This window comes from Saccharospirillum alexandrii (assembly GCF_043641555.1).
GTDB classification, from domain to species: Bacteria; Pseudomonadota; Gammaproteobacteria; order Pseudomonadales; family Natronospirillaceae; genus Saccharospirillum; species Saccharospirillum alexandrii_A.
The window spans coordinates 89,835-106,700 of sequence record NZ_JBHZRJ010000006.1 but is presented as its reverse complement, the minus strand read 5'-3'; the positions used below and the strand labels follow the sequence as shown (position 1 = coordinate 106,700).

At 52.7% G+C, this 16,866-nt stretch carries 16 protein-coding genes; 10 read left to right on the top strand and 6 right to left on the bottom strand.

Annotated features, from left to right (window positions below; translation table 11 throughout):
• The first annotated feature begins 18 nt into the window (after positions 1–18).
• Both ACHUE7_RS19560 and yjfF read left to right on the top strand, forming a co-directional pair.
• Positions 19–1,038, top strand: a complete 1,020-nt coding sequence (locus tag ACHUE7_RS19560) for an ABC transporter permease (protein ID WP_394171559.1) — start codon at positions 19–21, stop codon at positions 1,036–1,038.
• Complete coding sequence (gene yjfF, locus ACHUE7_RS19555) at positions 1,028–2,044, top strand: galactofuranose ABC transporter, permease protein YjfF (RefSeq protein ID WP_394171558.1); 1,017 nt, start codon at positions 1,028–1,030, stop codon at positions 2,042–2,044. Before ACHUE7_RS19560 ends, yjfF begins: the two co-directional genes overlap by 11 nt.
• Before the next feature lie 59 nt (positions 2,045–2,103).
• Here yjfF and araC read toward each other — a convergent pair whose 3' ends face one another.
• From araC to ACHUE7_RS19530, 5 genes are all read right to left on the bottom strand, one after another.
• Entirely contained in the window at positions 2,104–2,955 is an 852-nt protein-coding gene (gene araC, locus ACHUE7_RS19550; RefSeq protein WP_394171557.1) for an arabinose operon transcriptional regulator AraC, read from the bottom strand.
• A gap of 379 nt (positions 2,956–3,334) precedes the next feature.
• Positions 3,335–5,278, bottom strand: coding sequence for a methyl-accepting chemotaxis protein (locus tag ACHUE7_RS19545; RefSeq protein WP_394171556.1), 1,944 nt, complete (start codon positions 5,276–5,278; stop codon positions 3,335–3,337).
• A gap of 9 nt (positions 5,279–5,287) precedes the next feature.
• Positions 5,288–6,289 (bottom strand): Bug family tripartite tricarboxylate transporter substrate binding protein, encoded by a 1,002-nt coding sequence (locus ACHUE7_RS19540; RefSeq protein WP_394171555.1) that lies wholly within the window; start codon positions 6,287–6,289, stop codon positions 5,288–5,290.
• Positions 6,290–6,513: 224 nt separating this feature from the next.
• On the bottom strand, positions 6,514–6,909 hold the full coding sequence (locus ACHUE7_RS19535) for a hypothetical protein (protein ID WP_394171554.1): 396 nt from the start codon (positions 6,907–6,909) through the stop codon (positions 6,514–6,516).
• Between the two features lie 177 nt (positions 6,910–7,086).
• On the bottom strand, positions 7,087–7,899 hold the full coding sequence (locus ACHUE7_RS19530) for an IclR family transcriptional regulator (RefSeq protein WP_394171553.1): 813 nt from the start codon (positions 7,897–7,899) through the stop codon (positions 7,087–7,089).
• A gap of 267 nt (positions 7,900–8,166) precedes the next feature.
• On the opposite strand from ACHUE7_RS19530, the gene ACHUE7_RS19525 reads away from it, so the two are divergent.
• Both ACHUE7_RS19525 and ACHUE7_RS19520 read left to right on the top strand, forming a co-directional pair.
• Positions 8,167–8,928: a sulfite exporter TauE/SafE family protein gene (locus ACHUE7_RS19525; RefSeq protein WP_394171552.1), complete on the top strand. Its 762-nt coding sequence runs from the start codon at positions 8,167–8,169 to the stop codon at positions 8,926–8,928.
• A gap of 260 nt (positions 8,929–9,188) precedes the next feature.
• Entirely contained in the window at positions 9,189–9,368 is a 180-nt protein-coding gene (locus ACHUE7_RS19520) for a hypothetical protein (RefSeq protein ID WP_348477030.1), read from the top strand.
• Between the two features lie 360 nt (positions 9,369–9,728).
• On the opposite strand, the gene ACHUE7_RS19515 is transcribed toward ACHUE7_RS19520, so the two are convergent.
• The gene (locus ACHUE7_RS19515; RefSeq protein WP_394171551.1) at positions 9,729–10,427 is read right to left on the bottom strand and encodes a hypothetical protein; all 699 of its coding nucleotides are present in this window, start codon (positions 10,425–10,427) and stop codon (positions 9,729–9,731) included.
• Positions 10,428–10,990: 563 nt separating this feature from the next.
• Here ACHUE7_RS19515 and ACHUE7_RS19510 point away from each other — a divergent pair.
• The 6 genes from ACHUE7_RS19510 to ACHUE7_RS19485 all read left to right on the top strand — a co-directional run bounded on the left by ACHUE7_RS19510 (position 10,991) and on the right by ACHUE7_RS19485 (position 16,808).
• The gene (locus ACHUE7_RS19510; protein WP_348477028.1) at positions 10,991–12,106 is read left to right on the top strand and encodes a cupin domain-containing protein; all 1,116 of its coding nucleotides are present in this window, start codon (positions 10,991–10,993) and stop codon (positions 12,104–12,106) included.
• A gap of 128 nt (positions 12,107–12,234) precedes the next feature.
• Positions 12,235–12,795: a cupin domain-containing protein gene (locus ACHUE7_RS19505; protein ID WP_213676868.1), complete on the top strand. Its 561-nt coding sequence runs from the start codon at positions 12,235–12,237 to the stop codon at positions 12,793–12,795.
• 25 nt (positions 12,796–12,820) lie between these two features.
• Positions 12,821–13,408, top strand: coding sequence for a cupin domain-containing protein (locus tag ACHUE7_RS19500; protein ID WP_394171550.1), 588 nt, complete (start codon positions 12,821–12,823; stop codon positions 13,406–13,408).
• Positions 13,409–13,520: 112 nt separating this feature from the next.
• On the top strand, positions 13,521–15,032 hold the full coding sequence (locus ACHUE7_RS19495; RefSeq protein WP_394171549.1) for a tripartite tricarboxylate transporter permease: 1,512 nt from the start codon (positions 13,521–13,523) through the stop codon (positions 15,030–15,032).
• A complete protein-coding gene (locus tag ACHUE7_RS19490; protein ID WP_394171548.1) occupies positions 15,029–15,556 on the top strand; it encodes a tripartite tricarboxylate transporter TctB family protein in 528 nt (175 codons plus the stop codon). Before ACHUE7_RS19495 ends, ACHUE7_RS19490 begins: the two co-directional genes overlap by 4 nt.
• Before the next feature lie 238 nt (positions 15,557–15,794).
• Positions 15,795–16,808 carry a Bug family tripartite tricarboxylate transporter substrate binding protein gene (locus tag ACHUE7_RS19485; protein ID WP_394171547.1) on the top strand — a complete coding sequence of 338 codons (1,014 nt, stop codon included), beginning with the start codon at positions 15,795–15,797 and terminating at the stop codon, positions 16,806–16,808.
• Positions 16,809–16,866 lie beyond the last annotated feature (58 nt).

Here is a 16,866-nt window from a genome sequence, read left to right as displayed (position 1 = left end):
CTGGAATAGGTGGGTTTCATGCGTCTTAAGCGTAGTATGAGATGGGAAGCCAGAACGCTGGCTCCCATTATCTCGTTGTTTTTGTTGATTGTCGGAACAGCCCTGGTTGTTCCCGGGTTTCTGAAACTCTCCATTGTTGACGGCCATATTTATGGCAGTCTGATCGACATTCTGCACCGTTCAACCCCAACGGCGCTGATTGCGCTCGGCATGGCCGTCGTGATTGGTACGAAAGGCATCGATTTGTCGGTTGGGGCCATCATTGCCATCTGCGGCGCGGTAACGGCGGTGCTGACTGCCTCGACCGAACTGCACCCATTGATTGTTCTCGGGTGTGCGCTGTTGGCAGGCATGGTGTGTGGGTTGTGGAATGGAACCCTGGTGGCTGTGTTTGGGATTCAACCGATTGTCGCCACGCTCATTCTGATGGTCGCCGGCCGGGGCATCGCCCAGATGATCACCGGCGGCCAGATCGTGACGTTTCATTCGGACTTTATTAACGGCATTGGCAACGGGTTTTTCTTGGGGCTGCCGGCCCGCGTTGTATTGGCGGCGGTGATCATTGCGATTACGGTACTGGTGTTGCGCAAGACGGCCCTGGGCATGTTCCTGGAAGCGGTCGGTGGCAATTCAGAAGCCAGCCGCCTGGTCGGTATCGATTCGAAATTACTGATATTGATGGTCTATGTCTTTTCGGGTTTCTGTGCGGCCCTGGCCGGCGTGATTATCGCTGCTGATATTCGCGGTGCCGACGCCAATAACGCAGGGCTCTGGCTTGAACTGGATGCCATTCTGGCGGTGGTCATCGCCGGTGCATCACTCAGTGGCGGTCGCATCTACCTGGGGCTGACCATCGTCGGTGCACTGATCATTCAAACGCTGACTACGGCCATTCTAACCAGCGGTTTGCCGGCGCAATACAACCTGATCGTTAAGGCCAGCATTATCTTGGTGGTATTACTGTTGCAGTCGAGGGTAACGCAGAGTTTCATCAAGACGCGCGTGCAAGCCTTCAGGAGGTCATCCGATGCTCAATGAACGGTATTTGCCGGTTATCGCAACACTGGTGGTGTTTATCCTCCTGTACGGTTACGGCATGGTCGAATACAAAGGGTTTAGGGACACGCTGGTGTTTACCAACCTGCTGACCGACAACGCGTTTTTGATCGTAACGGCGGTTGGCATGAGTTTCGTGATTATTTCCGGCGGGATTGATCTGTCGGTCGGGTCGATGATTGCGTTTGTGGGCGTCTTGCTCGCCTATCTGATTACCGGCCTCGGTATTCACCCGGTTTATGCCGCCATTATTGCGCTGTTCACGGCCACGTTGTTTGGCATGGTCATGGGCGTGATCATCGCCTACTTCGACATTCAGCCGTTTATTGTCACGCTGGCCGGGTTGTTTCTGTTCAGGGGCCTGGCGTATATGATCAACCTCAATTCAGTGCCGATTGATCATGAGCTGCTGGTTATCCTGTCGGAAATTTATGTGCCTTTGCCCGGTCGGGGTGGTCTGACGTTCATCGCCATGGCCATGCTGGCTTTACTGGTGATTGGTGTGGTTGTGGCCAAGCGCACCCGGTTCGGGCTCAACGTCTATGCCGTGGGTGGCGATGTGCAATCGGCAGCGCTAATGGGCGTGCCGGTTAAATCGACGCTGATTCGCATTTACGCATTAAGTGGTTTATACAGCGGTGCGGCCGGGATCATCTTTGCCATTTATACCGGTTCGGCCTATCCGCTTGCTGCGGTAGGTGTAGAGCTGGATGCCATTGCCGCTGTCGTCATTGGCGGAACACTGCTCACCGGTGGTGTTGGCTTTGTATTTGGTGCGTTTTTGGGGGCGCTGATTCAGGGCATCATTCAAACGCTCATCAGTTTTGATGGCTCGCTGAACAGCTGGTGGACCAAAGTGGCGATCGGTGCCTTGTTGCTGATGTTTATTTTGATGCAGAAAGCGATTGTACACTTTACCCGGCGCTATTCCGGGAAAGCCCCGGCGTCTTCAGAAGAACCGGCCATGAAAAAAGTTGAAACAACATAGCGGGGGTTCCGTCGTTCAGGCATGGACGACGAGTCATGAAGGCTCTCAGAAAAAGCCCCTTACTGGTGGCTTTTTCTGAATTCGCGGGGGCTGAGGCCCAGGTTCTTGCGAAAGACCCGGGAGAAATACAGCGCATCCTGATAACCCAAATACTGAGCCACCTGGCTCACCGCCAGGTCGGTGGTCAGCAACAGTTGCCGGGCCAGGCTGATGCGCTGATCTTCGATCCACTGGCGAATGGGGATACCCAACTGCTTGCGGAACAGGTGGGAAAACCGGGAGCTCGACATGCAGGCGACACTCGACAGTTCAGCAATGGAAAGCTCTTTGCTCAGGTTGTCGTTGATGAACTGACAAACGCGGTGAATGCGATTGTCCAGCGGGGCCTGAGGCCGTTGCTGGTCAAATTCCCGGCAGCGAATCAGAATTTGTTCCAGCAAGTTCAGCCCCAGTTCTTCCGAGAGCATGTTCCCGTTTTTCCGGCTGTTGTCGATGTCTTTGAATAACTGGCTGATCAGTTGCACACGTTCCCGCGACTCGATGGTCATGAACCCGACATTGCGAGTCACCTGGGCCCAATTCAGCCACTCGCTCCAGGTTGCTCTCGGGCGGAAATAGACCCAGCGGTGGTGCCAGTTAGGCGCCTCGGGGTGGCGACCGTAGTCATGGCAGGCGCCGGCCGGAATCAGCATCATGTCGCCGGTGTTTACCCGGATTTCGTGCTTTGAACCCGGAAAGACGAGCCCGGAACCCGAGGTGGTGAGATTCAGGATGTAGCCCTTCAATCCGGAGGGACGTTCAATCCAGAAATCGAGTTCTCCCCCCTGGTCGATAGGGGTTACCCCTGCTACCAGATGGGCGTTGAAGGGGTAGCCGGGCATAAGCGGATCGAGGTTTATGGCTTCAGTCATGGCAGTGCTCTGATTTTTATTGTCTTTTTATAATACAATCTACAGGGTCATGTTAGTCCGCGCTGTTCCTGTTTGCCAGCCCTTATGTCGGCCTGGCCGTATTTGGGTGTCGGTTAGAATACTTCATTAGGGTCAAGGGGTTAGATTCGGCTTTGGTCGTGGTCTGCCTGTCGACTTTTGCCGGAAGTGACCATTTATTGAATATATACAGCGGGATTGTCCATATTTTCGATTCCCGGCTAGGGCCGGGTACTGAGTAGCAGAATCAGGAAAATCATGATCGAAGCCTGTTAGGGACTGGCTGGAGTTGCGCGCGACACTGAGTCAATGACGATAAGACCACCCGTACTGACATGCCGAGCCAATTGGAGGTAGAGACTCAACGAAACACGAAACGGTGCGCGCCTTCATGCAAGCCGGTGCCGAGGGTGTTTAGTTGCTGGGCTGACGCCAGTGACTGTTCACTGGCATTGAGTGCTTGGTCGGATGCTTCCTGTATGTGAACGAGTCGCTGGCTGATGTCTTCGGCGACAACCGATTGCTCTGCCACGGCGCTGGCAATCTGGTGATTCATATTGCGTATAACGCCAACGGCCTCGCGGACCTGATTGAACGCAGCCTGTGCTTGCGTTGCTTCCGTCTGGCAAGCCTCCGACAAGGTCGCGTTCTCGTTCATTTGCAGCAGGGCCTCCGACGCTTTGGTCTGCAGCTGTTTAACCAGGCGATATACCTTTTCGGTTGCGTCCTGGGTTCTGAGCGAGAGGCTGCGCACTTCATCGGCAACGACCGAGAACCCCCGGCCCGCTTCTCCGGCGCGGGCCGATTCGATAGCAGCGTTCAATGCCAGCAAGTTCGTTTGCTGGGCAACGTCGGCGATCAGATCGATGATGGCATCAATCTGGTCGCACTCTTCCTTAACGGTTTGGATCTGGCTTCGGGCCTGGGTGACGGTCTGGGCCAGTTGGCTGCTTAATTCGATGGTCTGGTCGATGCGCTGACTGCCCAGTGTGGTTTGCTGGTCGCAGGCACCGACGGCTTCCGCTGCGCTCGTGGCGTGTGTCGCTACCTCCTGAATGGATACCGACATCTCTTGTGTGGCCGTGGCGACCTGATCGGTCTCCATTTTTTGTTCGGTGAGCCCCTTGTGACTGCGCTGGGCATGGTCTGCCATCGAAGCGCTGTTTTCACTCAACTGATCGATGCCGCTGGAGAGTTGACCGACCAACGCCCTGAGGTTGTCGGACGTTTTCTGGCTGGCATGAAACAGCTGGCCAATTTCATCGTTGCGTTGAATGTCGACACGCTTGGTTAAATTGCCTTCGCCCAGTGCTGTCATAAAGGTCATGAGTGCGCGGATGGGTCGAATGACGGAGCCAATCGTCACCACGGCGACCAGTGCCGCAACGAGTAAAATGATCAGCCCCAGAATCGATACGCCTGATAGAAAGCGAGTGTCTGCGCTGGCCATGGTGTCGTTCATCTGGCGTTCCCAGGCCGTCAGCACCTGTTGCAGTGCTGCATCGTGACTCTCTGTTTCGGCCCTGACCAGCTGTTGCTGTTCGGTGGCGGCCGCTACCGATTGCAAGCTGTCGGCGAATACGGCCAGGTCGTCATTCACGGCCTGCAACGGGGCCAGTGCCTGGCCGATGGTCATGTTGGCGTCGAGTGACTCAGCCAGAGACTGCAGTGTGCCAATCCCCGACATGAAGTCGGGGGTTACCGCGCCCGTGTTTTGTGCGCCCAGGGCGCTTAGCCATTGAATGTGGTTCTGTCGCAAGGCCTGATCGAGCGCTATGGCACCCTGATATTGCTCGAACAGGGAGGTGAGTTCTGCATCGCTGTACAGACTGATTCGCGATGCCAGTTCGCTCTCAACGGCTGCGGTCAGTTGCTGCATGCTGGCCGTTGCGGTATGGCTCGCCTGCTCAATGGTGTTTAACGCGGTTTGCTGTTGGCGGTGACTGGTGCCGAACAGCGCCAGTGAAGTCTGGTACTCGTTTAGCAACGAAAGCAAAGGGGGTTGCTGATCGAATGCGTTGGTGCCGCTCGCCGTGGTACTGATGTCTGCGAGCAGGGCGCCCGCCTGTTCCAGCCGGGCATCGGCGCCGGTGGTTTCAAAGTGTCGCTGCGCGATTTGCGCCTGCAGCGCCTGCACGTTCATCCGGCTGACGTTTTCTTTCTGGTGAAAGGTGTCGACAACCTGTCTGAACCCGTTTACCGCGAACAGTGACAGCAAAATCACCAGTCCAATAACCACACCAAAGCCTGCCGTCATCTTCCATTTAAGGCTCAGGTTGGTGAGCCAGGTGGTTATTGTTTGCATGGTGACACCTTAGTAGCCGAGGTAATAGATGTTCAGATCCCGCATGACGTCGAGCAGTTCCCGTTCCTGCCGGGCCAGAAATTGTTCGAAGTCCCGCCCTGTATGAAAGGTTGAAACCCAGCCGCGCGCGGTCATGGCCTGACGCCACTCATTGCTCTGGTTCAGTTGTCGAAACAGCTCGATGTACTGGTTGGTTTGGCGGTCGGGCAGATTGGGGGGTGCAAAAAACCCGCGCCAGTTGACGAAGTTGACGTCGTAGCCCTGTTCCTTGAATGTCGGTACCTGGGGGTCGGCCGGGCTGCGCTCGGGTGCGGTGATGCCGAGAATGCGTACCTGGTTATTGCGTTGCCATTGAATGGCTTCGCCAAACCCGGTGACCAGGCTATTAACCTCACCATTGAGCAGGCCAGCCATGGCATCACCGCCACCGTCGTAAGCCTGGTAGTGCAAATACCGGGCTTTTTTACCCACTGCCTCGCGCAGAATGGACGCTACCACAATGTTATCCAGATCTCCGCGAGCCGAGCCGCCGCCGAACTTCACATGAAAGGGGTCGTTCTTGAAGGCGGTCACCAGGTCTTCGAAGTTTTGATGGTCAGAATCGTTGGCGACGACCAGGGCGCCGTAGTCACCGATAAGGGACGCTACCGGCGTTAGATCCTGGTAGGTATGATCAAATATATGCGACAGGGAACGAACGATGATGGGTGTTGAATTCACCATCAGTGTATTGGGGGGTTCATTGGGGCCATTGACCAGCCACGACATCGCAATACCACCGCTGTTGCCCGAAAGGTTGTTGTAACTCACTCGGCTGACGATGCCTGCTTCCTGCAGTGTCTGGCCGACCGTGCGGGCGGTGAGGTCCCAGCCGCCGCCTTCGCCGCCGGGTATGATGAAATGCAGGTCATCCGGTGATTCAGCTTGAGCACTCAGACCAATGCACAGCAGCGTCAGGCACGACAGCCTGGCAGTCTGATTCGACAGCAAACGAAATAAAGTTCGACGCATTAGGGTTTATCCCATTGTTTTTATAGTAAGGACGCGGTGTTTCCAGAAATCGCAGCCTTCGATTAAAGAAGGCTGGCTTGAGAGTAAAGAGGCAGGATTATCGGTAAAAGATTGTGCGCTTAAAAAGTATTGAGTGCATTAACTGCATATTGTTCGCGGGCAGGCCTTTAGTTACTAACATCTCTGTAGTTACCAACATCCGTGTAGCTACGTAGCCCCTGATGTTAAGAACACCCCAAACTGACCGACGCAGCGACGATGCCGCCGGCTGCGGTACCCAGGTATACCATCGCCTGCCAGTTGTTTTCTTCTGGCAGGTTGTGACCCCCCAGGTCGGTTACCCGCAAGGTGTGACGTTGATCATCGACATGAAAGGTAATGTCGCTGGTCAGTGCTTGCAGGCTGGTTGGCATGGCCAGTGACACATAGATTTTCAGGTGAGTTTGATCCTGAGAATCCAGTTCGGTCATCAGGTGGCACTTAATACGACGCAGCAGCGCTTCTTCTGGCTGTTGCTGACGTGATGGTTTTCCAGTGCGGGGCGTTTTGCCATTGTCCAGACAGTGAACGCTGGCTGAGAGCCGGTGCAGGGTTCTGTTTGATGCGCAATGCAGTGTCATGGCGGTCTCCTCATTGATCGGCCGTGTCGATAAAGTGAGGATGCCAGTTGCTGGTGAAAATTCTGTGAGTGGGAACTTAATGTCCACTTGTAGGTCAGCTGCTATAAAAAGGGGCGCTGTGATTCGAGGTCGGGAAAGATCCTGTTTACTTTCTCGAGCTGGTTGCAGTCTCGGAGTTTAATACCCCAGCCTATGAGAAATTTCCATGGCGGTTTGGATTACCTGGTCCGCAAGGCCAGGAATGAGCTCATTTTTCATTCGTATAACAGGCCCGGCAAGTGCCACGCTGGCTACGACCGTTCGCTCATTGTTGTAAATGGGCGCTGCGATGGAGCGCATTCCGGTTTCACTTTCCTGATCTTCCAGTGAATAGCCTTGCAGGCGAATGGTCTCCAGTTTCGTTTTCAAGACGTTTGCGTCGGTGATCGTATGTGCCGTTCGCCGTTTGATCGGTTTCTGCAGTAGCAGGTTTCTTTCGGATTCCGGCATAAACGCCAGCAGTACCTGGCCTTCCGCCGTGCATACCATGGGCTTACGCACACCTATGTCAGATCGCATGCGAATGGCGTGACTGCTTTCAAGGTGGAAAGCGTACAAAATCTGATCATCATCCGGAATTGCCAACAGAATGGTTTCATTGGTCCGGGAGCGCAGTTCCATCAGCATGGGGCGGGACTCATATGAGACGTTCATGCGTCGACGCACCAAGGCACCCAGCCTGAATAAGGCTAAACCCAGGCGGTATTTGTCGTTTGCCGGGTTTTTTTCCAGGTAGTGGTCTTCCACCAGCGTTGTGGCGATACGGTGTGCGGTGCTTTTGGCAACATTCAATGCCCGGGCAAGTTCGGTTATGCCCAGTTCGTTGGTTTCGTTGGAAAAGGCGTTCATCATTTTCAGGGCATTGCTAACCGAAGACAGCGAAGTACGGCTACTGGGCTCAGAAGACGATGACTTTTTCGGGCGAGCCGTTGCGCTTTTAACACTACTCATGCTGCGGTTCCTGATTCTTTGCTGGTGTTGATCGCCGAGTTTTACACTAATCTTCAAAACCGACAAGCAAACCGGGTGTTCCAATGTGCCTTATATAAGGTTTTCATCTTCTGTATTCCTTTATATGAAACGATGTTCTTTCAAGGAATAAGTCTATATCATTGCGGCGGTAGAAGCCTCTGCGCCCTGAGTGGGGTGTGGAGTTTACCGGGCCCGGTGCTTGCTCAGCGAGATGGCCTTTTCCCGAAGCAATGGAGGTGATCCGCAATGACCTGGCTGGAATGGTGGCTGCCCGAGCAATTGAGTTTGGTGGCATCGCTTTCATTGGTGGTAATCAGTTTTTTCACTTCTGCACTGACTGCGGCAGTGGGTATTGGCGGTGGTGTGATGTTGCTGGCGATTATGGCCAATCTGATGCCAGCGGCCGCAATTATACCCGTTCACGGGGTCGTGCAGTTGGGTTCAAATCTCGGCCGGCTGCTAATGCTGGCTGGGTTGACCGACTGGCGCATGGCTGGGTGGTTCTCGCTGGGCAGCGTGTTTGGCGCTCTGGCGGGAGGGCAATTGGCGGTCAGTATTCCGCCCGCCTTTTTACAGCTGGCATTAGGGTCGTTCATTTTGTACAGCGCCTGGATGCCTGTTTTTCGCTTGCCAGCAGGTCGCAAATCTATATCACTACTGGGCGCAGGGACGGCCTTTCTGGCGATGATCGTTGCCGGCATTGCTCCCTTCGTATTCGTCGTGTTGAAAGACTTGTTCAGCGACCGCCGTGCTCTGATAGCGACCCAGACGGCAATGATGACCACACAGCAAGTGCTAAAAATTGTGATCTTCGGGTCACTGGGTTTTGTGTTTTCAGACTGGTATGGCTTACTGGTACTGATGGTCGGAACCGGTTTTGCCGGAACACTGTCCGGAAAGTACTTTTTAAACCGGTTACCGGCCGAACGGGTCCAGCCCATTTTGAAAGCGCTGCTTACCGTTATGGCCTTTCGATTGCTGTATATGGGCTATGGATCACTGGGATGAGTTGTGTCTTTCCCTGTGAACGAAATCTAAAATATGGACGCGAATTCCCATTGATGGAACAAGCAGGCATTGGAATACGGCGGAAAGCCCCATTCCATGGGCATTCCATATAGAGGAATGGCAGTTTCGATATTTGCACTTTCTTAAGGGCTTCTATATAATGCCCCTCAGTTGATGACGAAAGACCTTCAATACAAAGAAAACAAAATCAAGGCAGACGGACATCAGTAACTTGTTTTTTTACTATTGGAGATTGTGAAATGTCAGGTAAAACCCCGGAACAGATGTACAAAGAAGCCCAGCAATCTCTGGGTTATCATGTCGCTTCCAACCTGCTGACCATTGTGTCACTGCCGGTAACCCTGTTGACGAAAGCCTGGAATCTGGTGACCAGCCAGTCCGGCAAATCAGCATCAGGTGCTGAAGCTAGCAAGTCTTAAGATTTGTGGTAGTGCGGAGACACCCCTGTTCATTCTGGGGGTGTTGTCGCACAGCAGTTAAAGCACAATACACAATACGTTCATTGTATGACCTCCTTCCCTAAAGCCACGCGTCCCCTTCCTTCCCTTCAGCATTTAAAACCTCAGTTTATTAGTGACGGATCGCAGGGCCCTGTTGTTGGGTAGCCGTTGTTGGACGTCTCATAATGTTTGAGCTCTCAATAAATGCAATCAGAGACATCGTCGACCGAACGTGCGGCAATCACTCATTTATAGGTTGGTCAGTGTATGTAGGTATAGCAGGGCTGACCAGGGAGGGATCTGACCGGGAGGCTCAAGTTGAACCTCCCGCCAAACTGTTTAGCCTGCGATTACCTGGTAGGTATAAAACATACCGAAGAAAATCGATGCAAAGTTAATAGCCAGATGCCCGCGCTTTTTGAGGTTGAAGCCGCGGCTGTTCAGGAAGAGAAAGGGTGCGCTAATGAGCATTGAAAAACCCGTCATACCGATTACGGTACCGCCCCCAAAGGCAAGGATATAGGTCATAGCCTGCATTAGAGTTTCGGTAGTATCCATGACCAGAATCACCATTAAACCGCTACCAGCAATGCCATGCACTACACCGATCAGGCCAGCCTTTAGATAGGAGGGCTCCTGGTGGCTATGACTGTGAGTTTCTTGCTTGGAATGGTCATGAAAGTGCAGGTGCGGTGCCCGGCTGTCCTGATGTTGGTGAACATGCGCATGCACCTTCTTTGACCGGAACTTAACGACGTTATAGGTACCCAGAAGAATAATCATCACCCCTACCAGGGCTTCGGAAGCCGTCATAAAACCCGCCGAAAGCTCAAGTTTCAACGCGAGCAAAACCATCCCCAATACCAACAGCGTTGCAGTATGACCAATGCCCCACATGGTTCCAATTCGAGCTGCTTTACTGAGTTTTTCTGTACCACTGCTGATTGTAGAGATCGCTACAACGTGGTCGGGTTCAGTTGCATGCTTGAAACCGAGGGCTAGGCCAAGAAGCAAAACGGATAACCATTCAATTGTCATTGTTTTTAGTCCTGCTATGGGGGAAGACTGGCGGGCCATCTTCCGGTTTGTTGAAAAGGTGCGTAGACCGTGCTGCTACCGGGCGCAGAGCTGATTCATTGGCGCGATAGAACCTGATTCGAACCTTTTGTGTTGCGCATAATAGACATGCGTATATGAGTCTAATGTTCTTTATTGTGGAACCTTGTTTACTATATTGGAACCAAATTATCAGTGGAACTGAATTCTGTCAACGCTACAAAATGGTCGATCTTGTCGTTCATTCTCATGGGCTTTTACATGTATACCCTTGTTTTCTAAGAAAAAATCATCTTTTAAGCGCGATTTTACCCTTCGGATTCCAATAATCGTACAAATAATAATCAGCGGTTTTTATGTAAGAATGGCGTTCTTCATGTTGACGTCTACCTTTCTAGTGTGTGATATTCCTCATGGAGGTTAAATGTTCCGTATAAGAGTACAAAAAACGAAACTTAGCCTACACTCGCTATCAATAGTCGGCGCAACACGTTCAACGCACCGTTTCATGCGTTTCCGCCGCTAGCCCATAAGAGGTTGAACCCATGTCCAAGAAAGATGCACTCGTCTCCGACGAAGTCGCCCAGAAATTTGCCAAGGAAAAAGAGTCGCCCTATACCCGCTGGGTCGCCAGTGAAGGGCTGGACATTATTGATGGTATCTATGTTGAAGATCTGAATACCGTGGAGCTGAAGTCCTGGGACCGCCGTGGTGGCCGTGGTGTGTTCATTAATCATGACGCGTCGCGCACCACGAATGACTGCTATGTCTGTGAGATCCCCGCAGGTAAGGAACTGGCACCACAGCGCCAGTTGTTTGAAGAAATGATCATGGTGCTCAGTGGTAATGGATCAACCAGTGTCTGGAATGACGCGGGGCAGAAAGTGACCTTTGAGTGGGGCCCGGGTGCACTGTTTGCAATACCTCTGAATACGTGGCATCAGCACTTTAATGGTTCTGGCAACTCCGTTGCGCGCTTTGTATCGGTGACCAATATGCCACCGATTGTGAATCTCTACGAAGAGATGGACTTCATCTATAACACCGCCCATGACTTTAAAACACGGTTCTCTGGCGAAGCAGACTATTTTGCGCCGAAAGATGAAATGAACGGCTTCCGACTGGAAACCAACTTCGTTGCCGATGCAGTAAACCTGCCTCTGGTATCAGCGAAAGAGCGTGGCGCTGGTGGCGGTCACATTCGTTTCAATCTCGCGAAAAGTTCAATGAATGCGCACATTTCTCAGTTCCCTGTGGGTACCTATAAAAAGGCGCACGCACATGGACCCGGTGCTCACGTCATCATTCTGGCGGGTGAGGGTTATTCCCTGATGTGGCCCGAAGGCGAAGAGCCCAAACGCTACGAGTGGAAGCCGGGAACACTGATCACACCACCGAATATGTGGTTTCACCAGCACTTCAACACAGGAAACTCCCCAGCGCGCTATCTGGCTTTCAAATATGAAGGTGTTGCGTTCCGAAATGCCCAGGGTGTGCCGAAAGCTTGGATTAGCAAGCGCATTGGTGGCCACCAGATTGACTATGCCGATGAAAGCCAGCTAGTAAGGACCATGTTCGCCGATGCGTTGTCGGAAAAAGGTCTGACGCCGCAGATGGCAGATGCATACGAAGCAGAGAAAGAAACGCTGCCACCACTTTAAGGTTGCAGTATGGGGTAGGGGGAGCAATGGCAGCCGTTCCATCTTCCCGCCAGTGTTATGCCAGAAATTGGTAAACCGTTCGGGCATAACAACGATGACAACAATAAATTGGCAAGAGGGTCAAAACGATGTCTGATTCAAAATCCGATGCAGCCGAGGGCGGCCAGGTTACCTGGGAGCGCTGGACCAAGAAACGCACCTTCGTGCGAGCGCTCGAAGGAACCTACGGCGAACTTAAAGAAGAGTTGTTCAATCAGCCCCGAATCTATCCCACGCAGGACCTCGCGTGGAAGGGTGGTCCACAAAACTTCGGCAAGAAGGTGATTAACCCCCAGTCGTCAAAGATTGCACAGACTATTGAAACACACGTCGATGCGTTCTCACCCGGTGGTTATGGTCAAAAGCACGGTCACATGAACAGTGCTGTCTTCTTCGTACTGAAAGGAAAAGGTCACGATGTTCATGATGGCCGCCGAATTGACTGGGAAGCTGGTGATGCTCTGATTGTCGAAAACGGCTGTGTGCATCAGCATTTCTCAGATGACCCTGATGATGAAACCATTTGTCTGATCATGAAGGCGAAACCCATGTTCTTGTTTATGCACCTTATTTTCCAGGAAATGGTCGAGTACCCGCCTAAGACGCCAGCTCCGGGTCAGGAAAACTACACGCCACCGGCGTCTTTGTAACCGATCAGACAAAGAGGAACATACCATGAGCACCGATATCCCATTTGTGTCAGACATTGAGCGCCAGCGTTCACGCACCGATGTAAGCGCTAACTTTTATAATGAAGCACTAAAAGCCTCCAAAGAGTTTCGCCGCGAGTACCACGAACGCAAGAACGTGGTCAAGTGGAGCGAAATGCCAATGGAGCGTTCGGCCGATGGCCTGATCAAGCACATAATCAATGAAGGCATGAACACGAAAGAGTGTGCCATTGATATTTATATGCAGTTCCTGGCCGTTAATGGCGCGACCGGTACCAGCCGTCACCTAACCGAAGAGGTCGCGTTTGTCATCGAAGGGCACGGTTACGACTTGCATTACGACGTGAAGTTTCGTTGTGAAGATGAGTTCGTTTGGGAGTGGGAAACAACCCCCAAGAAGTATGAATGGGGTCCGGGTGATTTTATTTATATCCCACCTTATTGCGCGCACAAACGGTTTAACACCAGTGACCAGGAAGCGCGGGTTGTGGTGATTAACAGCCGTATGGTCAAGGCAATAGGGTTTGACTGGTTTGATCAGCTCGAACCCGCTGAAGGGTTTGAAGACCTTTGGGTACCTCCGGCTGAGTAAAGCCAGGTCGAATCAAAATAGCAGCAATTAAAAGGCAACTGATGAGGTTGTCAATGTGAAACTGGCTGTACCCGGCTCCCCGGGCAGCCGGTGCCGCACAGGAGTTTCCCGTATGTTTGATGCAGCCCTGCAAGGGTTGATGGGTATTCTGCAGTGGAAGGCGTTTGCGATGATGATGATTGGTATCGTCATTAGCAGTACGCTCGTAGCCATGCCTGGAGTCGGCAGTAAGACGGCTATCGCATTGCTGTTGCCTTTCGCTTTTGTGTTGGAAAAGTATGAAGCGATTGCACTGATTGTTAGTGTCTGGGCCGTTAGTAATACGGCAAACTCCATCACCGCCATCTTGTTTTCAGTGCCCGGAGGCGGTGGTTCCCAGGCGACGATTATGGATGGCTATCCCATGGCCAAAAACGGTGAAGCTGCTCGCGCTCTGGGTGCCGCTTTTACCGCGTCCGCGATTGGTGGCGTTCTGGGTGCACTGGCGCTGCTGGCCGCTATTCCAATGGTTAGGCCCCTGGTGCTGTTATTAGGCCCGCCAGAGTTCTTTATGCTGGTGATGATGGGTGTGGTGATGGTGGGTGCTCTGGCGGGAAAGACTCCGCTTAAGGGTATAGCGATTGGCGTATTGGGGTTTGCTATATCGTTGATCGGTATTCAGTCGCAGACCGGTACTCCCCGTTACACGTTCGACATATTGTACTTGTTTGACGGAATTGGCCTGGTTCCGCTGACAATCGGTTTGTTTGCGATACCAGAACTGATTTCACTTGCCGCCCGTGGGAAAACGATTTCCAACGTCGATCTGGGAGATTTAAGCGCCGGGCGACTGCAGGGAATAAAGGATGCCTTTAAAAATTGGTGGCTGGTGGTTCGCTGCAGCATGGTGGGTGTCTGGGTGGGTATTATCCCTGGTCTCGGGTCTTCTGTGGCTGACTGGTTTGCGTATGGTCATGCACTGCAAACCTGTAAGGGTGCCAGTAAGACCTTTGGTAAAGGCGATGTTCGAGGTGTGATTGCCGTGGACGCTGCGACCAATGCCAAAGAAGGCGGTGCGCTGATACCGACGCTGGCGTTTGGTATTCCCGGCAGTAGCACACTTGCCCTTATATTTGGTGGTCTATTGGTCGTCGGGGTAACTCCGGGTAAGGAAATTCTGACAACACAGCTTGACGTTACTTTTTCGATCATCTGGTTGCTGATTATTTCCTCCATTCTGACGTCAGTACTGTGCCTGATGTTTACCAAGCAGTTGGCAATGGCAACTATGTTGCGTCCCACTGTACTGGTGCCGGTAGTTCTGGCGATGGCCGTATTGGGCAGCTTTGCCCACTCAAATCGACTTGAAGATGTTGCAGTAATGGCCATTTTCGGCGTCCTTGGATACTTCTTGCGCCTGGGTAACTGGCCGCGCCCGCCTTTATTGTTAGGCGTTGTTCTGGGACCACTGGCCGAACGGTTCATGTGGACCTCATACCAGATCTATGGCTATGGCTTTCTGGTCCGCCCAGGGGTATTGATCATTGCCGCTATTCTGGTGGTGTCACTGGCCTATCCCATGTGGCAAAAGCGTCAGGCTGAGCGAGCCCAGAAAGCAGAAGTAGCCGCGGGAGGTGAATCATGATTGGCTACTTAAAACGATCCACGATAACGGTTCTGTTGCTGTTGTTGTTTATCTACATCGTGATAGGTGGCAGTGGCATGTCTGCACAGGCCCGGTTGTTTACGCTGGCGGTTGGCTGGATTGGAATCGTCATCGTGGGTGTTCAACTGATACGAGAGCTCATTCTTCAGCGTAACGAAAATCAGCTAGTGGCATCCGGTCATTCTCATGCGGAGCCAGAGGAGGAAGGCCCTGGTGGAAACGTGGACTTTGCTGTTACTGATGAGGAAAAAACAGCCTACGGCCGTATGGCGGCTATAGAGCAGTTCGGTTGGCTATGGGGGATGATTGCCTGTCTTTGGTTGCTGGGCTTTTACATCACTGTTCCGGCAATGATGGGGTTGTACCTGCGTCGGCATGGTGAAAGCTGGCGATTGACGGTATTGATGACGGCGGGCATTTGGCTGGCGGTTTGGGGCTTGTTTCATGAGCTGCTTTATCTGCCTTTCCCGGAGGGGTATCTGTTTTCCCTCCTGGGAGATTAGTAACTGGCAGAGGCACCATGCAAAAGACAAGTTTGGTTTTGATTCAGGTTATTTTTAAGTTCAGATTCGGTTCATAACCCGGGGTTAAGATCAAACAGGTATTTCTCGCGGTAAGTTGGGGTTTGGCTTTGGCTGCCGCGGAAGTGGGCTGGCCCGCGTTTCGGGTTGACCTCCAATACTGGTTGAAACCTCTGTCTCTGGAGGACAGCCAGACAACAATAAAGTGAGGAGAATGGCAATGAACCATAACCTGATAAAAGGTGCGGTGAAAACGCTGGGCACACTGGCAATCGCATCAATAGTCGGTTTCGGCAGCCAGGCGCTGGCTGAGAGTGGCGATGTAAGCTTCGAGGGTAAAACCGTAAATATTAGCATTCGGTCTACGCCTGGCGGTGGGTATGACACTCATGGTCGGTTAATGGCCCGACACATTGGCAAGTATTTGCCCGGTAATCCGAATGTTATCCCAGTGAATCGGCCGGGTGCTGGCGGGGTTGTAGCGGCCAATTACCTCTACAATCAAGCCGATAGTGACGGAACTGAATTGTTGATCGCTGCGCGTGAGATTGCACTGGCAGAGCGGCTTGGTGGCCCTGGCATTCGCTATAAGACACTTGAAATGCCGGTGCTGGGTAGCCCTATCAGTGAAGCTCGCGTATTGATGACCCGTGGCGACTCGCCCATTAAAACGCTGGAAGACCTGAGAAATGCCAGCGGCACAGTACTGTTCTCAACCAGTGGCGTTGGCGCCGGGTCAACCCAGATGATCCAGGTCCTGGAACAGGCAGGCTACCCGGCTCAGTTCATTACCGGTTACGAGGGTACCAGCGATCAACTGTTGGCTGCGTTGCGAGGTGAAGTTGAAGGTTTCAGCAGCACGTACCCGGGTGCAAAGGATCAGGTCGAAGACGAAGGCCTGAACATCATTGCCAAAATCGGTAACCATCCCGACCTGGTGGACATTCCGGACTTGCGCACTGTGTTGGAAGGTGACGCACGGGCAGCGGCAAATGTCCTTGCTGTGCCATTGATTGCAGGTCGCCCGTTTTTTACCGCACCAGGCACACCACCCGAAGTCGTAGCGGTATTGCGCGAGGCGTTTCGCTTGACAACAGAAGATCCGGATTATATCGACGAACTTTCCCGCTCAGGTGATGAAGTCGGCTTTACCGACCCTGCAGAAATAGAAGAATTGTACCGTGAAATATTCAACGCGTCTGATGCAGTATTGGAACTCTTCAACGAGGAGTAATACTGGTAAGACCAAAATATACGGAGCGGCATTTTTTTCGGGCCGTTCCGTCTCTTCT

Bases quoted from the DNA above. Each gene is read 5' to 3' on its own strand.
- ACHUE7_RS19560 (WP_394171559.1), top strand. From the start codon at position 19: ATGCGTCTTAAGCGTAGTATGAGATGGGAAGCCAGAACGCTGGCTCCC.
- yjfF (WP_394171558.1), top strand. From the start codon at position 1,028: ATGCTCAATGAACGGTATTTGCCGGTTATCGCAACACTGGTGGTGTTT.
- araC (WP_394171557.1), bottom strand. From the start codon at position 2,955: ATGACTGAAGCCATAAACCTCGATCCGCTTATGCCCGGCTACCCCTTC.
- ACHUE7_RS19545 (WP_394171556.1), bottom strand. From the start codon at position 5,278: ATGCAAACAATAACCACCTGGCTCACCAACCTGAGCCTTAAATGGAAG.
- ACHUE7_RS19540 (WP_394171555.1), bottom strand. From the start codon at position 6,289: ATGCGTCGAACTTTATTTCGTTTGCTGTCGAATCAGACTGCCAGGCTG.
- ACHUE7_RS19535 (WP_394171554.1), bottom strand. From the start codon at position 6,909: ATGACACTGCATTGCGCATCAAACAGAACCCTGCACCGGCTCTCAGCC.
- ACHUE7_RS19530 (WP_394171553.1), bottom strand. From the start codon at position 7,899: ATGAGTAGTGTTAAAAGCGCAACGGCTCGCCCGAAAAAGTCATCGTCT.
- ACHUE7_RS19525 (WP_394171552.1), top strand. From the start codon at position 8,167: ATGACCTGGCTGGAATGGTGGCTGCCCGAGCAATTGAGTTTGGTGGCA.
- ACHUE7_RS19520 (WP_348477030.1), top strand. From the start codon at position 9,189: ATGTCAGGTAAAACCCCGGAACAGATGTACAAAGAAGCCCAGCAATCT.
- ACHUE7_RS19515 (WP_394171551.1), bottom strand. From the start codon at position 10,427: ATGACAATTGAATGGTTATCCGTTTTGCTTCTTGGCCTAGCCCTCGGT.
- ACHUE7_RS19510 (WP_348477028.1), top strand. From the start codon at position 10,991: ATGTCCAAGAAAGATGCACTCGTCTCCGACGAAGTCGCCCAGAAATTT.
- ACHUE7_RS19505 (WP_213676868.1), top strand. From the start codon at position 12,235: ATGTCTGATTCAAAATCCGATGCAGCCGAGGGCGGCCAGGTTACCTGG.
- ACHUE7_RS19500 (WP_394171550.1), top strand. From the start codon at position 12,821: ATGAGCACCGATATCCCATTTGTGTCAGACATTGAGCGCCAGCGTTCA.
- ACHUE7_RS19495 (WP_394171549.1), top strand. From the start codon at position 13,521: ATGTTTGATGCAGCCCTGCAAGGGTTGATGGGTATTCTGCAGTGGAAG.
- ACHUE7_RS19490 (WP_394171548.1), top strand. From the start codon at position 15,029: ATGATTGGCTACTTAAAACGATCCACGATAACGGTTCTGTTGCTGTTG.
- ACHUE7_RS19485 (WP_394171547.1), top strand. From the start codon at position 15,795: ATGAACCATAACCTGATAAAAGGTGCGGTGAAAACGCTGGGCACACTG.